The sequence below is a fragment of the Micromonospora craterilacus genome (assembly GCF_003236315.1).
Lineage (GTDB): Bacteria > Actinomycetota > Actinomycetes > Mycobacteriales > Micromonosporaceae > Micromonospora > Micromonospora craterilacus.
On the sequence record NZ_POTY01000095.1, the window covers coordinates 1 to 23641 of the forward strand.

The 23641-nt window shown below is 73.2% G+C and carries 21 protein-coding genes and 1 pseudogene; 4 read left to right on the forward strand and 18 right to left on the reverse strand.

The genetic code is table 11. The features are described from left to right. From C1I95_RS16395 to pepN, 10 genes are all read right to left on the reverse strand, one after another. On the reverse strand, positions 1-2038 hold a 2038-nt coding region (locus C1I95_RS16395), incomplete at its 3' end, for a ComEC/Rec2 family competence protein (RefSeq protein WP_233513704.1). Beyond that, the gene (locus C1I95_RS16400; protein WP_233513705.1) at positions 2035-2847 is read right to left on the reverse strand and encodes a ComEA family DNA-binding protein; all 813 of its coding nucleotides are present in this window, start codon (positions 2845-2847) and stop codon (positions 2035-2037) included. The genes C1I95_RS16395 and C1I95_RS16400, both read right to left, overlap by 4 nt. Before the next feature lie 520 nt (positions 2848-3367). After that, entirely contained in the window at positions 3368-4135 is a 768-nt protein-coding gene (locus tag C1I95_RS16405) for an SDR family NAD(P)-dependent oxidoreductase (protein WP_111214710.1), read from the reverse strand. Between the two features lie 177 nt (positions 4136-4312). Next, positions 4313-5170: a DegV family protein gene (locus C1I95_RS16410; RefSeq protein WP_111214711.1), complete on the reverse strand. Its 858-nt coding sequence runs from the start codon at positions 5168-5170 to the stop codon at positions 4313-4315. A 134-nt stretch (positions 5171-5304) separates the two neighbouring features. After that, on the reverse strand, positions 5305-5970 hold the full coding sequence (locus C1I95_RS16415; RefSeq protein WP_111214712.1) for a histidine phosphatase family protein: 666 nt from the start codon (positions 5968-5970) through the stop codon (positions 5305-5307). After that, positions 5967-6371, reverse strand: coding sequence for a ribosome silencing factor (rsfS, locus tag C1I95_RS16420; protein ID WP_111214713.1), 405 nt, complete (start codon positions 6369-6371; stop codon positions 5967-5969). Before rsfS ends, C1I95_RS16415 begins: the two co-directional genes overlap by 4 nt. Before the next feature lie 99 nt (positions 6372-6470). Then, positions 6471-7067 carry a nicotinate-nucleotide adenylyltransferase gene (gene nadD, locus C1I95_RS16425; RefSeq protein WP_111214714.1) on the reverse strand — a complete coding sequence of 199 codons (597 nt, stop codon included), beginning with the start codon at positions 7065-7067 and terminating at the stop codon, positions 6471-6473. Positions 7068-7161: 94 nt separating this feature from the next. Then, positions 7162-7992 carry a hypothetical protein gene (locus C1I95_RS16430; protein WP_111214715.1) on the reverse strand — a complete coding sequence of 277 codons (831 nt, stop codon included), beginning with the start codon at positions 7990-7992 and terminating at the stop codon, positions 7162-7164. Further along, the gene (locus C1I95_RS16435) at positions 7989-8507 is read right to left on the reverse strand and encodes a SigE family RNA polymerase sigma factor (RefSeq protein ID WP_111214716.1); all 519 of its coding nucleotides are present in this window, start codon (positions 8505-8507) and stop codon (positions 7989-7991) included. The genes C1I95_RS16430 and C1I95_RS16435 overlap by 4 nt, the downstream gene beginning before the upstream one ends. Before the next feature lie 127 nt (positions 8508-8634). Then, entirely contained in the window at positions 8635-11148 is a 2514-nt protein-coding gene (gene pepN / locus C1I95_RS16440) for an aminopeptidase N (RefSeq protein ID WP_111214717.1), read from the reverse strand. 68 nt (positions 11149-11216) lie between these two features. On the opposite strand from pepN, the gene C1I95_RS16445 reads away from it, so the two are divergent. Continuing rightward, positions 11217-11435, forward strand: coding sequence for a DUF397 domain-containing protein (locus C1I95_RS16445; protein WP_093407559.1), 219 nt, complete (start codon positions 11217-11219; stop codon positions 11433-11435). A gap of 57 nt (positions 11436-11492) precedes the next feature. Here the strand turns inward: C1I95_RS16445 and C1I95_RS16450 are convergent, their stop codons facing one another. Continuing rightward, positions 11493-11876 carry a beta/alpha barrel domain-containing protein gene (locus tag C1I95_RS16450; protein ID WP_111214718.1) on the reverse strand — a complete coding sequence of 128 codons (384 nt, stop codon included), beginning with the start codon at positions 11874-11876 and terminating at the stop codon, positions 11493-11495. A gap of 299 nt (positions 11877-12175) precedes the next feature. Here C1I95_RS16450 and C1I95_RS16455 point away from each other — a divergent pair, with 299 nt between their 5' ends. Together C1I95_RS16455 and C1I95_RS16460 are read left to right on the forward strand one after the other, a co-directional pair. After that, entirely contained in the window at positions 12176-13423 is a 1248-nt protein-coding gene (locus C1I95_RS16455; protein WP_111214719.1) for a cytochrome P450, read from the forward strand. Between the two features lie 151 nt (positions 13424-13574). Beyond that, positions 13575-14054: a DUF4383 domain-containing protein gene (locus C1I95_RS16460; RefSeq protein WP_111214720.1), complete on the forward strand. Its 480-nt coding sequence runs from the start codon at positions 13575-13577 to the stop codon at positions 14052-14054. 3 nt (positions 14055-14057) lie between these two features. Here C1I95_RS16460 and C1I95_RS16465 read toward each other — a convergent pair whose 3' ends face one another. From C1I95_RS16465 to C1I95_RS16495, 7 genes are all read right to left on the reverse strand, one after another. Continuing rightward, on the reverse strand, positions 14058-14483 hold the full coding sequence (locus tag C1I95_RS16465; protein ID WP_111214721.1) for a GNAT family N-acetyltransferase: 426 nt from the start codon (positions 14481-14483) through the stop codon (positions 14058-14060). A 73-nt stretch (positions 14484-14556) separates the two neighbouring features. Next, on the reverse strand, positions 14557-16008 hold the full coding sequence (gene obgE, locus C1I95_RS16470; RefSeq protein WP_111214722.1) for a GTPase ObgE: 1452 nt from the start codon (positions 16006-16008) through the stop codon (positions 14557-14559). 90 nt (positions 16009-16098) lie between these two features. Beyond that, entirely contained in the window at positions 16099-16353 is a 255-nt protein-coding gene (gene rpmA / locus C1I95_RS16475) for a 50S ribosomal protein L27 (RefSeq protein ID WP_088975624.1), read from the reverse strand. Positions 16354-16364: 11 nt separating this feature from the next. Beyond that, positions 16365-16679, reverse strand: coding sequence for a 50S ribosomal protein L21 (gene rplU / locus C1I95_RS16480; RefSeq protein ID WP_013735422.1), 315 nt, complete (start codon positions 16677-16679; stop codon positions 16365-16367). A 439-nt stretch (positions 16680-17118) separates the two neighbouring features. Further along, positions 17119-20157: an Rne/Rng family ribonuclease gene (locus tag C1I95_RS16485; protein ID WP_111214723.1), complete on the reverse strand. Its 3039-nt coding sequence runs from the start codon at positions 20155-20157 to the stop codon at positions 17119-17121. 130 nt (positions 20158-20287) lie between these two features. Beyond that, positions 20288-21007 carry a TIGR03936 family radical SAM-associated protein gene (locus C1I95_RS16490; RefSeq protein ID WP_111214724.1) on the reverse strand — a complete coding sequence of 240 codons (720 nt, stop codon included), beginning with the start codon at positions 21005-21007 and terminating at the stop codon, positions 20288-20290. 99 nt (positions 21008-21106) lie between these two features. Next, complete coding sequence (locus tag C1I95_RS16495; protein WP_111214725.1) at positions 21107-23092, reverse strand: TIGR03960 family B12-binding radical SAM protein; 1986 nt, start codon at positions 23090-23092, stop codon at positions 21107-21109. A 205-nt stretch (positions 23093-23297) separates the two neighbouring features. Here C1I95_RS16495 and C1I95_RS16500 point away from each other — a divergent pair. Continuing rightward, a pseudogene (locus tag C1I95_RS16500) lies at positions 23298-23641 on the forward strand (hypothetical protein); the annotation flags it as partial.

A 23641-nucleotide genomic window follows, 5' to 3' on the forward strand; every position in this document is an offset into this window, starting at 1 on the left:
GCCCCCGGAAGACCCCCGCCACGCCGCCGGTGTGGTCGACGTGGAAGTGGCTGACCACCAGCAGCGGCACCCGGCGTACGTCGAGCCGACGCAGGCACGCGTCCGCCGCCGCCGGATCCGGGCCGGTGTCGACCACGATCGCCCGCCCGGCCGCCACCGGCAACACCACGGTGTCACCCTGGCCGACGGCGCAGACGGCGATCACCCAGCCCTTCGGCGGCCACCCCGGGGCGACCACCCGCACCGGCACGGTGCCGAGCATCACCGCGACGGTGAGCACCGCCACCAGCCGGCGCACGACGGGCCGTCGGGCGGCGACCAGCAGAACCACGGTCAGCGCCGCCAGCAGCAGCGCCCCGGACACCCCGCCGGGCCAGGGCAGGTTGCCCGCCGGCACTCGGGCCCCGTACCGGGCGACCAGCACCAGCCACCATGCCGGCCAGTGCGCCAGCCAGGCGGCAAGCTCGGCGCCGTACGGCCAGATCGGCGACACTGTCGCGGCCACCACGCCGAGCACCGTGGCCGGAGCGATCGCCGGCACCACGAGGAGGTTCGCCGGCACCGCGACCAGGCTGACGGTGCCCGACAGGCCGGCGATCACCGGCGAACAGGCCAGCTGCGCGGCGGCCGGCACCGCCAGTGCCTCGGCCGCCCCCGGCGGTACGCCCCGCCGGCGCAGACCGTCCCGCCAGCTCGGGGCGAGCAGCAGCAGGCCGCCGGTGGCCAGCACGGACAGCGCGAAGCCGGCATCGCCGGCCAGGTCGGGATCGACCAGCACCAGCACCGCCACGGCGGCGGCCAGCGCCGGCACCGCCGCCCTGGGCCGACCGGCGGCCAGGGCGGCGAGCCCGATCGCGCCCATGGTGGCGGCGCGAACCACGCTCGGCGACGGCCGAACCAGGATGACGAAACCCACCAGGGCCAGCCCGCACAGCGTGGCGGCCAGTGCGGGACCGGCGCGCGCCCAGCGGGCCACCAGCAACACCGCTCCCACGATGATCGCGACGTTGGAGCCGGACACGGCATTCAAATGCGTCATTCCGGTGGCTCGGAAGTCCTCCTCGACCGTGTCGGGCAGCCGGCTGGTGTCGCCGACCACCAGTCCGGGCAGCAGGCCGCCCGGCTCGTCGGGCAGCGGCACGCAGGCCTGTTGCAGGCCGGCCCGGAGCCGACCGGCGGCCCGTTGCAGGGCCGACGGCCCCCCGTGCCGGTCGGGCGGGCCGACGGCGAGAAGCACGGCACCGGTCAGGTCGCCGCCGCGCGGTTCGGCCAGCCGTCCCTCGGCGGTGAGCCGTTGCCCGGGCAGCAGCCCCCGCCAGGCCGGATCGCTGGCCAGCACCAGCACCCGGGCCGGCGCGGTGACCCGCTGCCCGGCCGGGCCGGTGACGGTCACCAGCTTGGTCCGCACCAGCAGGGTGGGTGGACGGCCCACGATGCCGCCGCGTACCGGCCGGGGGTCGTCCCGGACGACCAGTTCGGCGGTGACCCGGGCCCGTTCGTCGACCAGGACGCGCAGCGGCTCGGCATCGCGTACGGCCAGCCGGGCCGAGGTGGTGGCACCGCCGCAGACCACGCCGATCAGCACCGCCACCGCGATCCAGCCGTAGCGGCGGGCAACCGCGCCGGGGCGGCCGGCGACCCCGAGCAGGTGCAGTGCGGCCAGCACGGCCAGGCCCGCCGCGACGGCGGCAACCAGCAGCGTCCGCGCGGCGCTGAGGTGCAGCCCGGCCAACGCGGTGAGCCAGGCCGCCAGGGCCAGCCCGGCCAGCCGGAGATCCGGCGCTTCTCCACTGCCCAGCCCGGCGATCGCCCCGGCCGCCCCGATGGTGGCACCGCCGGCCCGCTCCGCCGCGGCTACCGTCCTCGGCGGCTCGGACGCGGCTCTCCCGTCGGCCCGCACCGCCCCGACGGCCGCCGACGCGGCTCTCCCGTCGGCCCGCACCGCCCCGACGAGCGCCGACGCGGTTGTCCTGCCGGCCCGGACCAGCCCGGCCACCATCCTCGCCGGCCGGGATGTGGGTGCCCGGTCCGCCGTCACACCGTCACCAGGTCTTTGAGCTGCTCGTACCGCGCGTCGCCGATGCCGTTGACCTGGCGCAGGTCGCTGACGGACCGGAAGCCGCCGTGCCGGTCGCGATGCTCGATGATCCGCTGGGCGAGCACCGGCCCCACCCCGGGCAGCGTTTCGAGCTGCGTCGCCGTGGCGGTGTTGAGGTTGACCCGCCCGCCCGTGCCGGGATCGGCACCCGCAACCGGGCCCGCGCCCGGCGGTGCCCCCGCCGCTGGGGTGGGTGCCGGTACGCCGACCAGGATCAACTCGCCGTCGGTGACCTTGCGGGCCGGGTTGAGCATCGCCACGTCCACCCCGGGCAACGCCCCACCGGCCGCATCGACGGCATCGGCGACCCGGGCCCCGGCCGCAAGTCGCACCAACCCGGGCCGGCGGACCTTGCCCGCCACGGCGACCACCAACTCGCCGGTCGGCGCGTCGGCCGGCTCATCCCCCGTCACCTCCGCCGGATCGGGCGTGGCGGGCGCGCCGGTCACGGCGGCGACCGGCTCGACCTGCGGCCGAGACCGCCAGGTCCAGCCGGCGACACCGAGCACCACCAGGACCGCGACGACCGCCAGCGCCCGGACACCCCGCCGGCCCGGGTCGAACGCTCCCGGCCCCGGCAACCGGGACACCGGTGACGTGTCGTCCGCGTCGCCTGCCGGCTCTGGCTGCGGCTCCGGCTCCGCCGGACCTGGCCCGGCGGGGCGAACGAGCCTGGGTGAGGTGGGCGAGGGCGGTTCTCGGCCAGTGTCGGCGGAGCGGACGGGCAGGAGCACGGTCGGCCACTCCAGCGGGGAGGGCGAAACCGGGACGACCGACGGCGCCGGATCGCGGCGGCGCAACGACGCCACGGATCCACCCGACGTCGCGGATCCACCCGACAGCGCATCGCCCGGGAGCGCCTCCCCCGGCAGCGAGCCGCTCGACGGCGCATCGCCCGGGAGTGGACCACCCGACAGCGCATCGCCCGACGGCGGGCCACCTGACAGCGCATCGGCCGACAGCGGACCGGCCGGGAGTGCGCCGGGCACGGGCGTCGGCGGTACGTCCGAACCGCGCGGGGCCGCACCAGGCATCAGTCGCCAGAGGCGCTCCCGGACCGCTGTCTCCTCGTCGTTGGACACGGCGCGAGGCTAGGACGGCGAGGCGGGGTCCGGTGGGTCGCTTACTCCTCCGTTGTGGACAACCCCAAGCCTGTGGACAACGCCCTGATCATGCCCGGGTTGTGCTAGGAGAATGATCGTCGCCGAAATCCAAGGCGCCGATCATGCCACCCGACCAACACACCATCGGCGGACAGCCGCTCCGCTGTCAGTGCGATTCCGGGTCGAGGCCGAGGACGGCGCGCCCGCCGTCGACCGGCAGGGTGACGCCGTTGACGAAGCTGGCCGCCGGCGAGAGCAGGTACGCCACCGCGGCCGCCACGTCCTGCGGCTGACCGACCCGGCCCACCGGGTGCAGCCGGGCCAACTCCGCCTCGATCCGCTCCACCTCGCCCGCTTCCTGGCCGGCGAGGAACGCCTCGTGCCGCTCCGTGGTCACCGAGCCGAGGGCGACCGCGTTGGCCCGGATGCCCTGCGGGCCGTACTCGACGGCCAGCGCCCGGGTCAGCCCTTCGACGGCGGCCTTGGCCGTGGCGTACGGCAGGCAACCGGGCACCGGACGGCTGGCCTGGTGGGACGAGACGTTCACGACGGCGCCGGCGGTTCCGGCGGCGAGGAAACGACGTACCGCGGTGGCGGACCCGACCACGGCGGGGCGCAGATTGCGGGTGATCAGGTCGACCACCTCGTCGACTGGGGCGTCGTGCACGGAGGCGTCCCGGAACACCGCGGCGTTGTTCACCCAGCCGGTAAGAGGCTGGGTCCGTTCCGCCAGGTCGGCGGCGCGGGCGGCGACCGCCTCGTCGGCGGCGTCGCCGACCACCGCCGCCAGCCGACCGACCTCGGCATGTCGCTCCACCCAGGACACCGCGTCCGGATCGCGCTCGATCACCGCCACGGTCTCGCCCTGGGCGAGCAGCCGCTCCACGATCCCCCGTCCGATTCCGCGCCCGCCCCCGGTCACCACACAGGACATCCGGCACCCCCGTTCTCCCGACGGCCCATCGTTTCGTACCCCGCACCCGCCGCCCGCCACCGCCGATCTTGCGATTCCTGGACGCCGCCGGCTACTGGACCTTGATCGCCCGCGTTCGGTGACTCCCGACCGGCGGGTCGAGTCAGCAGAGCGCAGACGATCAAGGCCGCGCGCCCCTCACGTCCCAGGTGGGTGGCGGTGGATCACCACGCAGGCCAGGCCGGGGCCGGCGTGGGCGGCGACGGCGGCACCGGCCTCGGAGACGTACGCGTCGTGCAGGCGGGCACCGAGCCGGGCGGCCAGCGCCCCGAGCAGGTCCTCGGCCCGTTGCGGCGCGGCGAGGTGATGCACCGCGAGGTCGACCTGTGCGTCGCCGGCCGCCTCGACGGCGAGGTCGACCAGCCGCGCCACTCCCCGGCTGGCCGTACGCACCTTGTCCCGCAACACGATCCCGCCGTCCGGCATGTGCATGATCGGCTTGACCGAGAGTGCCGTGCCGAGCAGTGCCTCGGCCGCGTTGATCCGGCCGCCCCGGCGCAGGAACTCCAGGGTGTCGACGTAGAAGAAGATGGTGGTACGCGCCACGGCGTCCACGGCGGCGGCGCGTACGCCGGCCAGGTCGGCGCCCTCCTCGGCGGCCCGGGCCGCGGCGACGGCCGGGAAGCCCAGACCCATCCCGCAGGAGCGGCTGTCCACCACGGTCACCCGGTCACCGAACTGCGCGGCGGCCAGCTCGGCGGCCTCCACCGTGCCGGAGAGCCCGGCCGACAGGTGCACCGAAACCACGCCCTCCGCCCCGGCGTCCAGCAGCTCGCGGTAGGTGCCGGCGAACTGCTCCGGCGACGGGCGGGACGTGCTCACCGAGACCCGTCGCCCGGTCAGCGCGCGGGTGGCGTCCGCCGGGAAGAGCTCCACCCCTTCCAGTCCCTCGACACCGTTCAGTACCACGGTCAGCGGCACCACGGTCAGCCGGTGCGCCTGCACCAGTTCGGGCGGGAGGTAGGCGGTGGAGTCGGTCACGACCGCGACGGGCATGCCCGGCACGGTAACCGATCCGGCTGGGCGGCCGCCCGCCCGGCCGCGTCGGAGGATCCGGCCGGTCGCGCTGTCGGGCCACGCTGTGTTGGCACGACGCACCGAAGGCGGCCTCGCCGGCGCCGGAGGCGGTGTCAGACCGGGTCGGCGGCGGGTGGCGCGGCAGCGACGGAGGGCGTGGCCGGGGCGGCGGGTACGCCGATCGGCCCGACGTTGTGGGCCCGCAGGTGCCACCCGCGCCCGACGTCGTGGCGCAGCTCCGTCCAGTGGCAGTTACGCAGCGAGCCGACGGTGCGCAGCACGCTGTGTTCCCAGCCGAGCAGGTTGCCGCAGCCCTGGCGGGCCGCGCCGCCGTGGGTGGCGATGACGACCGTGCCGCCGGCCACCTCGTCGGCGGCCTCCTGCAATGCGGTGCCGATCCGCTTGCCCAACTCGTCCAGCGGTTCGATGTCCGCGCCCGGGTCGGGGTCACCGGCCCGCCAGCGGGCGTACTCGTCGGGGAACTGCTCGGCGACCTCGGTGAGGAGGAGCCCCTGCCAGCGGCCGAAGTGGCGTTCGCGCAGCCGGGCGTCGGAGCGCACCGGCAGGCCGGTCAGCGCGGCCAGCGCGGCGGCGGTGTCCGCCGCGCGGCTCAGGTCGCTGGCGACGATGGCGTCCGGGCGTAGCGCGGCGAGCAGCGGCGCGGCCTGGAGGGCCTGCTCCCGGCCAAGGTCGTTGAGCGGTACGTCGGTCTGCCCCTGCACCCTGCTGGCGGCGTTCCAGTCGGTGTTGCCGTGCCGCCAGACGACCAGCCGGGTCACTCGCCTGTGCCGGCGGCGGCCTCGGCGCGGGCGAGGTCCCGGTCGACGAACGGGATGGTCGGGCAGTCCTTCCAGAGCCGGTCGAGGGCGTAGAACTCGCGTTCCTCGGTGTGCTGGACGTGCACCACGATGTCGACGTAGTCGAGCAGCACCCAACGCCCGCCGCGTTCGCCCTCACGCCGGACCGGCTTCGCCTTCTCCGGCAGGTCGAGCAGGGCCTCCTCGATGGCGTCGACGATGGCCAGCACCTGGCGCTCGTTCGGGGCCGCGGCGAGCAGGAACGCGTCGGTGATGGCGAGCTGGTCGCCCACGTCGATGATGACGATGTCCTGCGCCTTCTTGTCGGCCGCGGCCTGGGCGGCGGCGATCGCCAGCTCGTGAGCGCGTTCGGAAACTGTCACCGTTCTCCTTCGATCAACCGTGCGATGCTCCCAGCCTCTCACACGCCCCGGAATCCCGACTCGCCAGTTTCGCCCGGAAAGCGGGATGAAACAGCCAAATCACTCCTGGTAGAGGCGCCTCTTCGCGATGTACTGCACCACACCGTCCGGCACCAGGTACCACAGCGGCTCACCGCGGGCGACCCGCGCCCGGCAATCGGTGGACGAAATCGCCATCGCCGGCACCTGCACCAGGCTGACCGTGTCGGCGGGCAGGTGGGCGTCGGTCAACTCGAAGCCCGGCCGGGTGACCCCGATGAAGTGCGCCAGCTCGAAGATCTCGTCCAGGTCTTTCCAGCTCAGGATCCGCTCCAGGGCGTCCGCGCCGGTGATGAAGAACAGCTGCACCTTCGGGCCGTACTCGGCGTGCAGGTCGCGCAGGGTGTCGACGGTGTAGGTCGGGCCGCCCCGGTCGATGTCCACCCGGCTGACCTGGAAACGCGGGTTGGAGGCGGTGGCGATCACCGTCATCAGGTAGCGGTCCTCGGCCGAGCTGACCGGGACGTCCGCCTTCTGCCACGGCTGACCGGTCGGCACGAAGATCACTTCGTCGAGCCCGAACCGGTCCGCCACCTCGCTCGCCGCCACGAGGTGCCCTTGATGGATCGGGTCGAACGTGCCGCCCATGATCCCGATCCGCCGGTTATCTTCCTCCACCCCATGATCGTAGAGCCTGTTTTACCGGCCCATGCCGGACCGGGACCAGGTCCAGGCGACCCCACCGCCACCCGCGCGCCGGAGGCCAGCCGGCTCAGCCGAGCTGGTCCACCAACTCCCGGTCCGTCACGACCACGCGCAGGCCATCGACGTCGACCGGCAGCGGCTCACCCGGATTGGGGATCGACTCCATCCACACGGCGCGCCCATCGGCCCACACCGCGCCAGCGACGAGCTGGCCGTAACTGTCGTTGATCGCGTAGAACAGTGGCGTGCTGGCGGTGCCCTTCGTGCACAAGGCCACCTCGCCGCGCCGGTTGCCGTCGGCCCCTTTCCGCGCGGCGGCTGCCTCGACCTCCGCGCAGTCGCGCAGCATCGGCTGGTGCGTCCCGTCATCGAGATAGAGCGTGAGATGCCCACCGTCCTCCCGGTTGGGGCCCAGGTTGATCACCGAGTAGGCATTGGACATGTCCTGCGTGCTCGGACGACACGGGCCGTAACCCGACTGCATTACCCAGTTCTTGCCCTCGGGTAGCCGGTCCATCACGATGCGCACGTACTCGGGCCAGTTGCCGGGCGCGACCTGCTTGGTGTCGCCGGTGACCCGAGTCGCCTCCACGCAGTCATCCGGCGCCGCCGACCCGACCGGCCCGGGCGCGGTCGTCGGTGACAGCGGCGGTGCCGTCACCGGGTCCGGCGGGGGTGCGCCGAACTGTGCGGACTCGGCTCCGCCCCCGGGTGACAGCAGGAACGGCGCGGCGATGGCACCCGTCGCGGCCACCGCTGCCAGCCCGGTCGTCACGGCGTACGCACGCCGGGCCCGCCGGGCGCGGGCAAGCGCCCCCTCGGCGAGGCCCGCAGGTACCGGCACATCGGCGAGCTCGCGCAACCCTCGGCCGAGGCGGTTCTCGATGTCATTGGTCATCTCATCTCCATGGTCAGCGAAAGCTCGGGACAGGAGACACGAAGGCGGGCCAGGGTGCGATGGGTCTGGCTGCGCACCGTACCCACCGAGCACGACAGGATCGCAGCGATCTCGGCCTCGGGCAGATCCTCGTAGTAACGCAGCACGATGACCGCGCGCTGCCGGGGTGTGAGCCCGCGCAGCGCCTCGGCCAGGGCCACCCGCAACTCGGTGTTGCCGGCGGGATCAGCAACCTGCGCGACCGGTTCCGGCAACTCGGCGTACGCCCGCTCGCGCCGGTGGCGCATCCGGCGCCACAGACTGACCTGCTGGTGGTAGAGGATCTTTCGCAGGTAGGCGTCGGGCGAACCGGAGCCCTGCAACGACGTCCAGCGGGTGGCGAGCTTCGCCAGCGCCGTCTGCAACAGATCTTCGGCGTCCTGCCGGTGCCCGGTGAGCAGGATCGCGGTACGGAAGAGTGCTCCCTGCCGCGCCGCGACGTACTCCCGGAACTCCCGCTCGGCCGCACCGTCCATGCGTCGCCTCCCTCGTGTCACCCATCTACACGCCACGAGGGCCGCGTCGCTATGCCGGAGGGCGGAAAAAAGCCTGACGGCGGCATCGAACGGCACTTACCGGGTCAGGCAGCGCAACCGGCGCTGGTCAGGCGATCGTGGCGGCCACCGCCGTCCGGGCCACCAGGGCGCGGCGCAGGTCGTCGTCGGCGTCGGTGACCACCCGGCGCAACCCCGGCGTGAGATCGTCGCCGGACAGCAGCGCCGCGGCCGCCTCCCGGGTGGGCTGGGCGACGGCGTAGCGGGGGAAGGCCAGCTTGGCCACCTCGTCGGCCACCCAGGGCGTACGCAGCCGCGCGGCGGCCGGCATGTCCGCGAAGTACCGAGACACGTAGTCGACGGTCAGTTCCGTCTGCTCCGGCTGCCAGAAGCCCGCAGCGGTCGCCTCGACCAGGCGGTTGGACAACTCCGTGTTCGACACGATGACCTCCCACGCGGCCCGCTTCGCGGCCGGTTCGGGCAGCGCGGCCCGGCACCGGGCGGCCCGCTCCGCGCCGGCGGCGCTCGGGTCGGCCGCCGCCTCCGCCGCGATCTCGGCCTCGCCGGCCGCGCCCAGCACCACCAGCCGGCCCAGGATCGCCCAGCGCAGCTCGGTGTCGACGGCCAGCCCGACCGGCACGTCCCGACCGGCGAGCCAACCGGCGAGCAGGTCGGCGTCGGCGGTCGCGGAGATCAGGCCACGCGCCGCGGCCAACTGCAACGACTCCCCCGGCGCAGCACCGTCGAGCAGCCGCCGGCAGGCGTCGGCGACCCGGGCCAGCGCGCCCTGCCGCACCAACGGGTCGAGGTAGCGGTCGACCAGCGAGCGGCTCAGGGCCAGCACGTCCTCGGCGATGATCACCTCGGCCTCGCCGGGCAGCGCCGCCGCGATCAGGTCGACCACCGCGAGGACCGGCCGTTCGCCGTCGGTCGCCGCGTCCAGCGCCTCGCCCCAGAGCAGCGCGCGGGCCAACGGGTCGGCCAGCCGGGGCAGCAGCAGCGGTACGGCATCGGCCGAGGCCGCATCCAGGCGGATCTTGGCGAAGGTCAGGTCGCCGTCGTTGGGCAGCAGCACCGCCGCCGCCGGCTCACCGGCCAGCCCGGCGAGCACCGTGCGGCCGTCGTCGGTCTTCGGGTCGAGGTCGACCTCGAACCGGTCGGCGGTGCCGTCGACGGCGTACCGGCCCACGCCGATGCGGTGCGGGCGCAGCACCGGATGCGTCGGCGGCGCGGTCTGCGTGATGGCCACCTCGGCGTAGCGACCGTCGGCGGCCACCGCCACCTCGGCCCGCAGGGTGTTGACCTGTGCGCTACGCAGCCAGGACTCCGCCCAGCCGCTGAGGTCCCGCCCGCTCGCGGAGGCCAGGCTGGCGAGGAGATCCGCCAGGGTGGCGTTGCCGAACCGGTGCCGGGCGAAGTGGTCGTTCAGGCCGGCCAGGAAGGCCTCGTCGCCGAGCCACGCCACCAACTGCCGCAGCACGCTGGCGCCCTTGGCGTACGAGATGCCGTCGAAGTTGAGCAGCCCCTCGGCGGCGTCGGTGACCTGCTCGGGGGCGACCGGGTGGGTGGACGGGCGCTGGTCGGCCGCGTATCCCCACGCCTTGCGGCGCAGGGCGAAGGTCGTCCACGCCTCGCCGAACCGGGTCGCCTCGGCGGTGACCCGGGTGCCCAGGTACTCCGCGAACGACTCGTTCAGCCACAGGTCGTCCCACCAGCGCATGGTGACCAGGTCACCGAACCACATGTGCGCCATCTCGTGGGCGATGGTGGTGGCCCGCAGCTCGCGCTGGGTGTCGGTGACCGCCGAACGGAAGATGTAGTCGTCGCGGAAGGTCACCAGGCCCGGATTCTCCATCGCACCGGCATTGAACTCCGGCACGAACGCCTGGTCGTACTTGCCGAACGGGTAGCGCTCGTCGAACAGCTGGTGGAAGCGGTCCAGGCACTGCTTCGTGACGGTGAAGATCTCCTCCGCGTCGGCGTCCAGGTGCGCGGCGAGGGACCGTCGGCAGTAGACCCCGAGCGGAATCCCGTCGTGGCTGTCACGACGAACGTGCCAGGGACCGGCGATCAGGCTGAAGAAATACGTCGCGATGGGCAGGGTGGGGGCGAACTCCCAACGCCCCGGACTCGGGTTGGCCGCCAGCCCGGCGTTGGCCGCCACCGTCCAGTGTGCCGGGGCGGTGACCGAGAGGGTGACCGGCGCCTTCAGGTCGGGCTGGTCGAAGGCGGCGAAGATGCGCTGCACATCGTCCAGGAAGGACATCGCGTAGAGGTAGGTCTCGCCGTCGGCGGGGTCGACGAACCGGTGCATCCCCTCGCCGGTGTTCGTGTACGCCATCTCGGCTTCCACGGTGAGCGTGTTCTCCTCGGCCAGCCCGGTCAACGGCAGCCGGTTGTCGTCCAGCGCGGCGGGGTCGAGGTCGGCGCCGTTGAGGCGTACCGCCAGCAGTTCCGCGGGCTTGACCTCGGCGAAGGTCTCGGTGCCGGTGGCCCGGAACCGGATCGTGACGTGCGAGCGGAACCGCTCGCCGCCCCCGGTCAGGTCGAGGTCCACCTGGTAGGACGCGACGGTGATCGACGCGCCACGCGCGGTCGACTCTGCACGGCTCAGGCTCGGCATCCGCTTATCCTGCCCGATGAGGGAACGAACCGGCTTCCCGATTTCCCCTGGTACTGGAGGACTGGACCATGACAGCGCACCCCAAGGGTGATTTCGACCTCTCCCGAGCGGTATGGCAGCGGGCCGAGGGCGACACCTCGGAGGCGGCGGTGGAGGTCGCCTTCGTCGACGACCTCATCGGCATGCGCAACTCGGCCGAACCGGACGGCCCGGTGCTGGTGTTCACGCAGGCCGAGTGGGACGCCTTCGTCGCCGGTGCCCAGGACGGCGAGTTCGACCTGGACTGACTCTGCGCCGGCGCCGCGACCCGCCGGCCGATCGCCGCCCCACCCGGGCCCGGCCAGTCAGTTCTGGTCACCGTCGCCCCAACCCAGGCCGCCGGGCCCGGGTGCGTGGTGGAAACCGGGATGGCCGGCGACGTCGAGGCAGCGTTCGCCGTCGGGGCCGATCGCGCCGCAGAACAGCCGCTCGGCCCGCTGCCAGGCGTCGGCCGGAGACAGCGCGGACGCGCCGAGCGCCAGCTCGGGCCGGAGCAGGCTCAACGCTTTGGCGTACCCGACCGCCACCTCCCGGGCGGCGGCCAGGTCGGGCGCGGTGAAGCCGAGATGCACGGTGAAGAACCGGTCCGTCCGGGTCGCCCGCCCCGGTGGCACGACCAGCGGCGGATCGCCGCCGATGAGCGGCCCGTCCATCCACCGCCGCCAGTACGCCGAACTGCTGTCCCGCATCCGTCCTCCCCCGCTTCCGCGCCGGCCGACCCGCCTCCCCGCCGACCGCCTGGTGAGGCGGAGCGGCCGGCGCGGGTGCGCCACCGCGCCGAACCGGGACGGTGGCGACGCCACTGCCCGCAGCTAACCAGGTTCTTCGGCTCTTGGGAGGGGCCAGCAAACGTACGCTTGCCGTCCCTAAGCGTTCGGCGCCGTCTATTTGTCACCTCCGGCGCGTTCCCGCGGTACGGATATGGGTAGAAGCATCCGGTAACGGACAAAGCGGCCGGGGGTGGCCACGTACGCGGCAGGGGGGCCTGATGGCGACCATTCCGAGGGACCACAGCCCGGACAGCACCGTGGCCTTCCTCCGGGCCGGCTACCGATTCATCAGCGAGCGGTGCGAGCGGCACGGCAGCGACATCTTCCAGGCCCGGCTGCTGCTGGAGCCGACGATCTGCCTGCGCGGCCGGCCGGCCGCCGAACTGTTCTACGACGCCGACCGGTTCGTCCGCGAAGGCGCCATGCCGACTCGGGGGCAGCGGACGCTGACCGGCCGGGGTGGCGTGCAGGGCCTCGACGGGGCCGCCCACCACGACCGCAAGGCGATGTTCATGTCGCTGATGACCCCGACCGCCGTCCGGCACCTCGGGAGGCTCTTCGCCGACGAGTGGCAGGCCCGGATCCCCGCCTGGGAGTTGGCCGGGCCGGTGACCCTGCACACCGAGGTCGCCTCGATGTTGACCGGGGCGGTCTGCGGCTGGGCCGGGGTGCCGCTGGCCGCCGGCGAGGCGGACCGGCGTACCGCGAACCTGCAAGCCATGATCAACAGTGCCGTGGCGATCGGGCCGCGGCACTGGCGCGGGCGGTTGGGCCGGCTGCGCGGCGAGCGCTGGGCCGGCGACCTCGTCGAGCGGGTACGCGCCGGCTCGCTGCCCGCGTCGGAGGGCAGCGCCCTGCGGGTGATCGCCGAGCACCGCGACGGCCAGGGCCGACCGCTGTCCCGCCGGGTCGCCGCGGTCGAGCTGCTGAACCTGTTGCGCCCGACCGTCGCCGTGGCCGGGTTCGTGGTCTTCGCCGCGCTGGCTCTGCACGACCACCCCGGTTGGCGGCAGCGGGTACGCGACAGCGACGAGGTGACCGAGCAGTTCGTTCAAGAGGTACGCCGCTACTACCCGTTCTTCCCGGTGGCCGCGGCCCGGGTCCGGCGCTCCTTCGACTGGCAGGGCTACCACTTTCCCCGGGACCGCCGAGTGCTGCTGGATCTCTACGGCACCGACCATCACCCGGAGCTGTGGCCGGAGCCGGAGCTGTTCCGGCCGGAACGCTTCGCCGGCTGGCGGGGCGACCCGTTCACGCTGGTCCCGCAGGGCGGCGGTGGACACCTCACCGGGCACCGCTGCGCTGGCGAGTGGATCGCCATCGAGCTGTTGAAGCAGGCGGTGACCCTGCTGACCGGCGCGATGCGGTACGACGTACCGCCGCAGGACCTGGCGGTCGACCTGCGCCGGATGCCGGCGCTGCCGCCCAGCGGTTTCGTGGTCACCGACGTCCGCCGTACCGGCTGACCAGCAGCGCGGCACCGCACCGCCCGGTCCGGCATTTCTCCACGGAGTCGTCCCGGCCGCCCCCAGAATGAGGAATCGTCGGGATCAGTGACATACCTGTGCCAACCCGGCGCGCACGGACGGCGGCGGCGGACCGACGAAGGGACCAACGATGGCGCACAACGTTCGCGGCAGGACGACGGGGCGCAAACCCCCGGCCCAGCTCGCCGCCCTGATCCTGGCGGTGATCTTCCTCCTGATCGGGGTTCTCGGGTTCATCCCGGGCATCACCACCGACTACTACGACCTGAGCTTCGCCGGGCACCATTCCGAGGCGAAGCTGCTCGGGCTGTTCCAGGTCTCGGTCCTGCACAACCTGGTGCACCTCGTCTTCGGCCTGGTCGGCCTGGTGCTGGCCCGCACCCTGGCCGGCGCGCGAGTCTTCCTGATCGGCGGAGGCGCGGTGTATCTCGTGCTGTGGATCTACGGCCTGGCCGTGGTGAACAAGGGATCAGCCAACTGGATACCGGTGAACAACGCGGACAACTGGCTGCACCTGTTGCTCGGCATCGGCATGCTGGCCCTCGGTCTGCTGCTGTCCCGGCGGGCCGGCACCGGCGGCCGACTGGACAACCCGATCGACCGCCCCTGAGCGTCAGGCCGCGACCGGCAGCCGCTTGCCGAGGCAGACCCGGTTCGGGCCGCCGACGTGCTCGCGGTAGGCCGGCACCGGCGCGTACCCGCCGGACCGGTAGAGCGAGATCGCGACCGGCAGGTTCGTCCCGGCCTCCACGCAGAGCACCGAGTGCCCCCGCCGGAAGGCCAGTTCCTCCAGCGCGGCCAGCAACTGCCGGCCGATCCCCCGGCCCCGGTACGCCGGGCGGACGTACATCCCCGACAGCTCGCCGACACCCTCGGCCAACTCCCGAAGGCCACCGCAGGCCACCGCCCGGCCGGCGATCACCACCGCCAGGTAGCGCACGTCGTCCCGCGGCGCGCCGGTCTCGCCGAGCTCGCGCTGCTGGGCCGTGACCAGCGCGGCGACCTCCGGATCCGTGGCGGGGCGGGACTCGATCAACATCACGCCACGCTATGCCCGCAGGATTTCCCGGAGGTTTCTGGCAGTTGTCCCGATTTCGGAGCGCACCCGGCTATCAGGCGTCATCCTCGTCGGTGTCCGGCGTCGGCTCGACCTCGTCCGCCGGCCGCTGCCGGCGGGCCTTGCGGGCCGCCAGCCGTTCGGCCGCGTTGGCCCGGGTCGTCTGTTCCTCCAGCCGGACGTCCCGGCCTCGGGCACCGGGCACGAAGTCGACCCCGGCGTAGAGGGTCGGCTGCCAGTCGAACTCCCGCTCGCCGATGCGGACCAGGTCGCCGGGCTGAGCGCCCGCCTTGGCCAGCTGATCCTCGACACCCAGCCGGGCCAGCCGGTCGGCGAGATAGCCGACCGCCTCGTCGTTGTCGAAGTTCGTCTGGTGTACCCACCGCTGCGGGCGGGTGCCGCGCACGGTGTACGAACCGTCCGGCTCCGCCTCGATGGTGAACCCGGCGTCGTCGACCGCCTTCGGCCGGATCACGATCCGGGTCGGCTCGGCCGGCGGTGCCGCGGACCGCGCCTGCTCCACCAGCTCGGCCATCGCGTAGGTGAACTCCTTCAGCCCCTCGCGGGTGGCCGCCGACACCTCGAAGACCCGCAGGCCACGCGCCTCCAGGTCGGGCCGGACGATCTCCGCGAGGTCACGCCCGTCGGGCACGTCGACCTTGTTCAGCGCGACCAGCCGGGGCCGGTCGGCCAGGCCGCCGTACGCGGTCAGTTCCGCCTCGATGGTGTCGATGTCGGCCAGCGGATCCCGACCGGGCTCCAGGGTGGCCGTGTCGATCACGTGCACCAGCACGGCGCAACGCTCGACGTGCCGGAGGAACTCCAGCCCCAGCCCCTTGCCGGTGGCCGCGCCCGGGATCAGGCCGGGCACGTCGGCGACCGTGAAGGTGTGGTTGTCGACCCGGACCACGCCGAGGTTCGGCACCAGGGTGGTGAACGGGTAGTCGGCGATCTTCGGCTTGGCCGCGGAGATCACCGAGATCAGCGACGACTTCCCGGCCGACGGGAAGCCCACCAGGCCGACGTCGGCGACGCTCTTGAGCTCCAGCACCACGTCCAGCTGCTCGCCCGGCTCGCCAAGTTCGGCGAAGCCGGGCGCCTTGCGACGGGCGTTGGCCAGCGAGGCGTTGCCCCGGCCACCGCGCCCGCCCCGGGCCGCCTCGAAGGTGGTCCCGGCACCGACCAGGTCGGCCAGCACGGTGCCGTCCGCGGTCTGCACGACCGTCCCGTCGGGCACCTTGAGCACCAGGTCGCCGCCGTTGGCGCCGTCCCGGTTCGAGCCGGCACCACCGCGGCCGTTCGGGGCCTTGATGTGCGGGCGGAAGTGGAAGTCGAGCAGCGTGTGCACCTGCGCGTCGACCACCAGGGAAACGGTGCCGCCGTGCCCGCCGTTCCCCCCGTCGGGGCCGCCGAACGGCTTGAACTTCTCCCGGTGGATCGAGACACAGCCGTGCCCGCCGTCGCCGGCCTGCAGGTGCAGGACGACCCGGTCAACGAACGTCGTCACGCCGCAATCCTTCCAGCGGGGCCTGTCCCCGCGCGAGAAATGACGAAGCGGGCCGGGACATCAGGTCCACGGCCCGCTTACGCCGGAGAACTACTGCTGCGGCACGATGCTGACGGTCTTGCGACCGCGCTTGGTGCCGAACTGGACCGCACCGGCGGCCAGCGCGAAGAGCGTGTCGTCGCCGCCGCGGCCGACCAGGTCACCGGGGTGGAACTTGGTGCCACGCTGCCGGATGAGGATCTCACCCGCGCTGACGACCTGACCACCGAAGCGCTTCACGCCGAGCCGCTGGGCCGCGGAGTCACGGCCGTTACGCGAGCTGGACGCACCCTTTTTGTGAGCCATCTGAGGACGACCTACTTCCCGCTGGAGATGCCGGTCACCTTGACCTGGGTCAGCGGCTGGCGGTGACCCTGGCGCTTGTGGTAGCCGGTCTTGTTCTTGAACTTGTGGATCCGGATCTTCGGGCCCTTGGTGTGCGCGGCGATCTCGCCGGACACCTCGACCTGAGCGAGCTTCGCCGCGTCGGTCACCAGGTCGTCACCGTCGACGAGGAGCACCGCGGCGAGCTTCACCGCGTCGCCGGGGGCACCGACGAGCTTCTCGACCTCGATCACGTCGCCTTCGGCGACCTTGTACTGCTTGCCGCCGGTCTTGACGATCGCGTACATCGGAGGCGGACTCCCTGTCGTTGAGGCTGTTGACGGGCGTCCCCGCGGCGGCTCGCCGGGTAGCAGAGGCACGGCGGCGCGGGCACGCGGGAACTCGGCACACCAAAGTGCGCCGCAGGCTAGCCTACGCCATGGCCCGCCCCGACCCCAAACCGGGTACAAGGAAGGGCCCCTTCTTAACGCCTGCGGTAGAGGAAGGGCCCCTTCTTAACAGCCGGCTCCCTGGGTTCGGCGGGCGCGCCAAAGGTCCCGGCCATACGCCAAGGCCCCTCCCGGCGGACTCGCCGCCAGGAGGGGCCCATCGACCATCGGCCGGCCACGAACCAACCGGACCCGGCCCGACCCACCGGCCGCCGGACCGGTCAGCCGGTCACAGGGCCAGCTCCGTCAGCCTGTCACGGGCCAGCTCCGTCAGCCGGTTGCGGGCCAGCTCAGCCGGTCACGGCCGGGTACGCCGGCGCGCGCCACCCCGGCGGGAGCGCCGCCGGCCGGTGCCACCCTCGGCACCGTCCTCCTCGTCGCCCTCGCTCAGCGCGTCCGGGTCGTCCGGCGCGGCCAGCCGGGCGGACTCGCCCTGCTGGCTGTCCGCGACGGCCGGCGCGGCCGGAGTCTCCGTCTCGTAGCGGGACAGGTCGTAGCCCATGGTGTCGTGGAGGTCGGCGTCGGCGGTGCTTGTGGTGTCGGTCTCGGTGACCTCCACCACGGTCCGCTCGGCCGAGGCACCCTTGCGGGCCCGACGCCGGGACGAGCCGGTCGGCTGCTCGGTCGCCGGGGCACCCGCTCCGGCGACCGCCTTCACCTTCTCTGCGCCGCCCGCGCGTGGCTTCTCCGGCACCGGCTCGGTGTGGATGATCAGACCACGGCCCTTGCAGCACTCACAGGTCTCGCTGAACGCCTCCAGCAGCCCCGCGCCGATCCGCTTGCGGGTCATCTGCACCAGGCCCAGCGACGTGATCTCGGTGACCTGGTGCTTGGTGCGGTCCCGGCCCAGGCACTCGGTCAGCCGGCGCAGCACCAGTTCCCGGTTCGACTCCAGCACCATGTCGATGAAGTCGATCACCACGATGCCGCCGATGTCCCGCAGCCGCAGCTGGCGGACGATCTCCTCGGCCGCCTCCAGGTTGTTGCGGGTGACCGTCTCCTCCAGGTTGCCGCCGGCGCCGGTGTACTTGCCGGTGTTGACGTCGACCACGGTCATCGCCTCGGTCCGGTCGATCACCAGGTGACCACCGGACGGCAGGAAGACCTTGCGGTCGAGCCCCTTGAGGATCTGCTCGTCGATCCGGCACTCCGCGAAGACGTCCGTGGTGCCGACGTGCCGGCGCAGCCGCGCGACCAGGTCCGGCGAGACGTGCGACAGGTACGACTCGACCATGTCGTACGCCCCGTCGCCCTCGATCACCAACTCGCGGAAGTCCTCGTTGAACAGGTCGCGGACCACCCGGATGACCAGATCCGGCTCCTCGTAGAGCAGCACCGGCGCGCCGCCCTCGGCCGCCTTGGCCTGGATGTCCTCCCACTGCGCCTGGAGCCGCTTGACGTCCCGGGCCAGCTCGTCCTCGCTGGCCCCCTCGGCCGCGGTCCGGACGATCACCCCGGCGCCGTCCGGGACGAGCTTCTTCAGCACGTCCCGCAGCCGCTTGCGCTCGGTGTCCGGCAGCTTGCGGCTGATCCCGGAGGCGTTGCCGCCGGGCACGTAGACCAGGTGCCGGCCGGAGAGCGCGATGTGGCTGGTCAGGCGGGCACCCTTGTGCCCGATCGGGTCCTTAGTGACCTGCACCAGCACCGAGTCGCCGGACTTGAGCGCCTGCTCGATCGAGCGGGCCCGCCCCTCCAGGCCGGTGGTGTCCCAGTTGACCTCGCCGGCGTACAGGACCGCGTTGCGGCCCCGGCCGATGTCGACGAACGCCGCCTCCATGCTGGGCAGCACGTTCTGCACTTTGCCGAGGTAGACGTTGCCGGCCATGGTGCCGGCGGAGTTGCGGGTGACGTAGTGCTCGACCAGGACGCCGTCCTCGAGCACGGCGATCTGGGTGCGGTCACCGCGCTGGCGTACCGCCATCACCCGGTCGACCGCCTCCCGGCGGGCCAGGAACTCGGACTCGCTGAGGATCGGCGGGCGGGTCCGGCGCTGCTCGCGGCCGTCCCGGCGGCGCTGCCGCTTGGCCTCCAGCCGGGTCGAGCCGGAGACGCCCTGCACCTCGTCGACCGTCCGGCGCGGCTCCCGGATCTTCACCACGGTGGGTACGCCGTCGTCGGCGGCGCCCTCGGTGTCGCCGGCGCCCCGGCGACGGCGCCGCCGGCGCCGACGGGTCATCCCGTCGCCGCCCTCGGCCTCGTCACCGGTCTCGTCCGCCTCAGCCTCGTCCGCCTCAGCCTGGACGGCCTCCTCGGCCTCCTCGTCCTCGACGTCCTCGACGTCCTCGGTGCCGCCCTTGCCGCGACCCCGGCCCCGGCGACCACGCCGGCGACGGCGCCGCCCGGCAGCGGTCTCCTCGTCCTCGTCCTCCTCGGCCTCCACGGCGGGTTCCTCGTCGACCTCGACCTCCACCACGGGCTCGGCCTCCCGCCGACCCCGGCGGCGCCGCCGGGCCGGCTCGGCCGGCTCCTCGACGACCTCCTCCGCAGCGGCCGCCGGAGCGGCTGCGCGGGCAGCCGTGATCTCCTCCGGGGCCATGAAGAGCACCGTCGGTGCGGTGAGCGCGGCCCGCCGCCGGCGGGACCGGGGCTCCGCCGCGGGCTCCTCGGCCGCTTCCTGAACCGGCGGAACGGCGGGCTGCTCACCCGGGCCGCTCCTGGCGGGCTCACCCGCCGGCAGGGCAGCAGCGCTCTCGGTCGGCGGGACGGCGGCGCCGAAGTCGGTGCCGGCCGGGGGCTCGGCACCGGCCGGCGGTTCCTCGATCGCGGGCTCCTGGCTCGGCCCGGCCGCCGGCTCCGCCGGTGGCTCGGCGGCCGCTGCGGGAGCCGCCTTCTTGCGGCGGGTACGGGTCACCTTGACGGGCGGCACGACATCTCCGCCGGCGGCCTCGACCTCGGCCGCGGCCAGCGGCTCCTCGACCGCCTTCTGAGCAGTGGTGGCCTTGCGACGCCGGCGGGTGGTCTTCGGCGCGGCGTCGAGGTCGCCGGAGACCGGGGCAAAGATCTCGGCCTGCGGCGCTTCCCCGCTGCCCACGGCCGGGGCGCTGGACGCCTCCACCGGGGCGTCGGTCTGCTCCGGCTGGCTGACCGGGGTGGCCCGGCGCCGGGAGGCACGCCGCTTGGGCGGTGCCTCGGCGGCCGACGCGCCGCCCAGGTCGGCGGCACCGCTCACGGTGCCGTCGGCCTGCTCGGGCGCGACGGCGTCCGGCACGGGGCCGGTCGCGTCCTGCGGTGCCCCGGCACCGGTTGTCTCACTCGCCGTGGTGGCGGTGCTGTTCTTGGCGGTCTCGGCCGGGTTTGCGCCGGTCCGTTCGCCGCCCTCGGGCTCGTTCTCGAGCATGGACGTTCTCCAGTTCTGGCTTCCCCGGGCGCGGGTGAGCGCTGCCACGCAGGGTTGCCGCAAAGGTGTTTCCCCGGGCGCACGGCGTGCGCGACCGGCGAAGTCTGCCTGCCTGGGTGCCGACCGTCGGTCAGCGCCCGCCGATGGTTGCCCCGTCGCGGTCCGCGTCCAGCGGATCCACGATCGCACCCTGCGCGGTCAGCGTGCCCTGAGCCAGCCGGATCACCTTCGGGGCTACCGGCGGCTCCAGGCCGGCCACCACGCGGAGGCCGGAAAGGACGTCATCGGGCCGTACGGACGGGGTGACCTGCCGCACGACCAGTTCGAGTATCGCACACGGTACGGCCGGGGCCACGGAAGGCGTCACCGGCGGGCCGCTTACATCGATGGTAATGACGGCGCCCCGCGCGTCGAAGGTCCGCCGCCCCTGCTTGGTCATCCGCTCGACCATGACCTCGTCAGCGGCGGTGAAGGTGGCCACCGCCGCCGCCAGCACGGCGGGATCCACCTCCGGCAGCTCGATCCGCCAGTGGGACGCCTCGATCCGGTCGGCCAGGCCGCCGCCGCTGGCCACCACGACGTCGAGCACGTCGAGGCCGGGCGAGAGCGCGGCGTCCAGCGCCGCACGCAGCGCGGCCGGGTCGACCGGCTCCCGCAGGCCGACCTCCAGGTACTCCGCCTCGCTCGCCACCCCGGTCGGCGCCGCGCTGGCGTACGAAATCTTGGGGTGCGGGGTGAAACCCTGGGAGAAGGCCACCGGTACGCCGGCGCGGCGCAACGCCCGCTCGAACGCCCGGGCGAAGTCCCGGTGCGAGGTGAACCGCAGCGGGCCACGCTTGGCGTACCGGATCCGGACGCGCTGGACGACCGGTGCCTGGCCGCCCTCGGGCTGTGGTTTCCTACTGATCGTCCTGCTCCTCGGTGTCGGACCCCTCCCGGGGCGCCGGGGTCACTGCTGGGCGCCGGCGGGCAGCTTCAGACCGTTGACCGGGGTCAGCGGGAGCAGCTTGCGGCCGGTCGGGCCGATCTGGATCTCGGTGTCCATGGCCGGGCAGACGCCGCAGTCGAAGCAGGGCGTCCACCGGCAGTCGTCCTGCTCGTACTCGCTGAGCGAGTCCTGCCAGTCCTGCCAGAGCCAGTCCTTGTCGAGGCCGGAGTCGAGGTGGTCCCAGGGCAGGACCTCCAGCTCCTCGCGCTCCCGGGTGGTGTACCAGTCGAGATCCACCCCGAAGGCGGGCAGCACCTCGGTGGCGGCGTCCACCCAGCGCTGGTACGAGAAGTGCTCGCTCCAGCCGTCGAACCGGCCGCCGTTCTCCCAGACCCGGCGGATCACCGCGCCGACCCGGCGGTCACCGCGGGACAGCAGGCCCTCGATCAGCGACGGCTCGCCGTCGTGGTAGCGGTAGCCGATCGCCCGGCCCAGCGAGCGGTCGGCGTTGATCGCCTGCTTGAGCAGCTTGAGCCGGTGGTCGATGACCTCCGGACGTTCCATCGACGCCCACTGGAACGGGGTGTGCGGCTTCGGCACGAACCCGCCGATGGAGACGGTGCAGCGGATGTCCTTGGAGCCGGTGGCGGCACGGCCGGCCTTGATCACCTCGTGCGCCATGGCGGCGATTTCCAGGACGTCCTCGTCCGTCTCCGTGGGCAGGCCGCACATGAAGTAGAGCTTCACCTGCCGCCAGCCGTTGGTGTACGCGGTGACCACGGTGCGGATGAGGTCGTCCTTCGACACCATCTTGTTGATCACCTTGCGGATCCGCTCCGACCCGCCCTCCGGGGCGAAGGTCAGACCGGTCCGCCGGCCATTGCGGGACAGCTCCTGGGCCAGGTCGATGTTGAACGCGTCAACCCGGGTGGACGGCAGCGAGAGCGAGACATTGGTGCCCTGGTACTGCTCGGCGAGGCCGGAGCACATGTCGCCGATCTCGGAGTGGTCGGCCGACGACAGCGACAGCAGGCCCACCTCGTGGAAGCCGGAGAACTCCAGCCCCTGCTGCACCATCTGCCCCACGGTGGTGATCGACCGCTCGCGCACCGGACGGGTGATCATGCCCGCCTGGCAGAACCGGCAACCCCGGGTGCAACCCCGGAAGATCTCCACCGCGTACCGCTCGTGCACCGTCTCGGCCAACGGGACGAGCGGCTTCTTCGGGTACGGCCAGGCGTCCAGGTCCATCGTCGTGCGCTTGTGCACCCGGAACGGCACGTCCGCCCGGTTCGGCACGACCCGTTGGATCCGGCCGTCGGGCAGGTAGTCCACGTCGTAGAAGCGCGGCACGTAGACGCTCTCCGTCCGGGCCAGCCGCAGCAGCAGCTCGTCCCGGCCGCCCGGGCAGCCCTCGGCCTTCCACTCCCGGACGATCGCGGTGATCTCCAGCACCGCCTCCTCGCCGTCGCCGAGCACGGCGGCGTCGACGAAGTCGGCGATGGGCTCGGGGTTGAACGCGGCGTGCCCGCCGGCCACGATCACCGGATCGGCATCGGTGCGGTCGGCCGCGAGCAGCGGTACGCCGGCCAGGTCGATCGCGGTGAGCAGGTTGGTGTAGCCCAGCTCGGTGGCGAACGACACCCCGAAGAGATCGAAGTCGCGGACCGGCCGGTGGGCGTCGACGGTGAACTGGGGCACGCCGTGGGCGCGCATCAGCTTCTCCAGGTCCGGCCAGACCGCGTACGTCCGCTCGGCGAGCACGTCGGGCAGCTCGTTGAGCACCTCGTAGAGGATCTGCACGCCCTGGTTGGGCAGACCGACCTCGTACGCGTCGGGGTACATCAGCGCCCAGCGCACGGTCGCCGCGTCCCAGTCCTTGACCACCGCGCCCAGCTCACCACCGACGTACTGGATGGGCTTGGTCACCTGGGGCAGCAGCGACTCCAGTTGGGGCCACACGGAGTTGGCCGCGACGGGACGCGGTGTGGTGGACGGGACGCTCATGATGCCCAAGGGTACGCGCCCGCCCACCGACCAACACGCCACACCTGCCCGACCCGCTTGTCAACTAGCGGCCCCTGCTCCACCACCCGGCGCTCGGCCGCACGGGCCCGGTACGCCTCGCCGCACGGGCCGGGGCAGGAGCCGGATTCGGTCACGGTGGCACACCGGTACTAACCTCGGGTCGGCGCGAGAGGAGATTGCCGCGATGCCGGAGCCGCAGCCGGGAGCAGACCGGCCGGTCGACGGAAACCTTTCCGATTCACCTCGGGAAGGGGAGCCGGCGGTCACCCAGGAGCAGCCCTCCAGCCCCGTACCACCGACCGGCGGACCCCGGGCGGGCCTCGACGGCACCCACGAGACACCCACCGAACCGCGCGAGGCGGCCGACCAGGCCACCCGGCAGGCCGACGCCGGGGAGGGTGACGACGCCGGCACCACTGCGAAGGCCGAGCAGCGCCCCGCCCCGGCCGCCGAGGTCGGCCCGCAGGGCACCCGGGTACTGCCCGACCCGGCGGCGGAGGAAGCGCCGGCACCGCGGTGGAGCGGTTC

What these genes read in the sequence shown, in the direction of transcription:
- C1I95_RS16405 (WP_111214710.1), bottom strand. Translation starts at nt 4,135, where the DNA reads ATGTCCTGTGTGGTGACCGGGGGCGGGCGCGGAATCGGACGGGGGATC.
- C1I95_RS16410 (WP_111214711.1), bottom strand. Translation starts at nt 5,170, where the DNA reads ATGCCCGTCGCGGTCGTGACCGACTCCACCGCCTACCTCCCGCCCGAA.
- C1I95_RS16430 (WP_111214715.1), bottom strand. Translation starts at nt 7,992, where the DNA reads ATGACCAATGACATCGAGAACCGCCTCGGCCGAGGGTTGCGCGAGCTC.
- C1I95_RS16435 (WP_111214716.1), bottom strand. Translation starts at nt 8,507, where the DNA reads ATGGACGGTGCGGCCGAGCGGGAGTTCCGGGAGTACGTCGCGGCGCGG.
- pepN (WP_111214717.1), bottom strand. Translation starts at nt 11,148, where the DNA reads ATGCCGAGCCTGAGCCGTGCAGAGTCGACCGCGCGTGGCGCGTCGATC.
- C1I95_RS16445 (WP_093407559.1), top strand. Translation starts at nt 11,217, where the DNA reads ATGACAGCGCACCCCAAGGGTGATTTCGACCTCTCCCGAGCGGTATGG.
- C1I95_RS16450 (WP_111214718.1), bottom strand. Translation starts at nt 11,876, where the DNA reads ATGCGGGACAGCAGTTCGGCGTACTGGCGGCGGTGGATGGACGGGCCG.
- C1I95_RS16455 (WP_111214719.1), top strand. Translation starts at nt 12,176, where the DNA reads ATGGCGACCATTCCGAGGGACCACAGCCCGGACAGCACCGTGGCCTTC.
- C1I95_RS16460 (WP_111214720.1), top strand. Translation starts at nt 13,575, where the DNA reads ATGGCGCACAACGTTCGCGGCAGGACGACGGGGCGCAAACCCCCGGCC.
- C1I95_RS16465 (WP_111214721.1), bottom strand. Translation starts at nt 14,483, where the DNA reads ATGTTGATCGAGTCCCGCCCCGCCACGGATCCGGAGGTCGCCGCGCTG.
- rpmA (WP_088975624.1), bottom strand. Translation starts at nt 16,353, where the DNA reads ATGGCTCACAAAAAGGGTGCGTCCAGCTCGCGTAACGGCCGTGACTCC.
- rplU (WP_013735422.1), bottom strand. Translation starts at nt 16,679, where the DNA reads ATGTACGCGATCGTCAAGACCGGCGGCAAGCAGTACAAGGTCGCCGAA.
- C1I95_RS16485 (WP_111214723.1), bottom strand. Translation starts at nt 20,157, where the DNA reads ATGCTCGAGAACGAGCCCGAGGGCGGCGAACGGACCGGCGCAAACCCG.
- C1I95_RS16495 (WP_111214725.1), bottom strand. Translation starts at nt 23,092, where the DNA reads ATGAGCGTCCCGTCCACCACACCGCGTCCCGTCGCGGCCAACTCCGTG.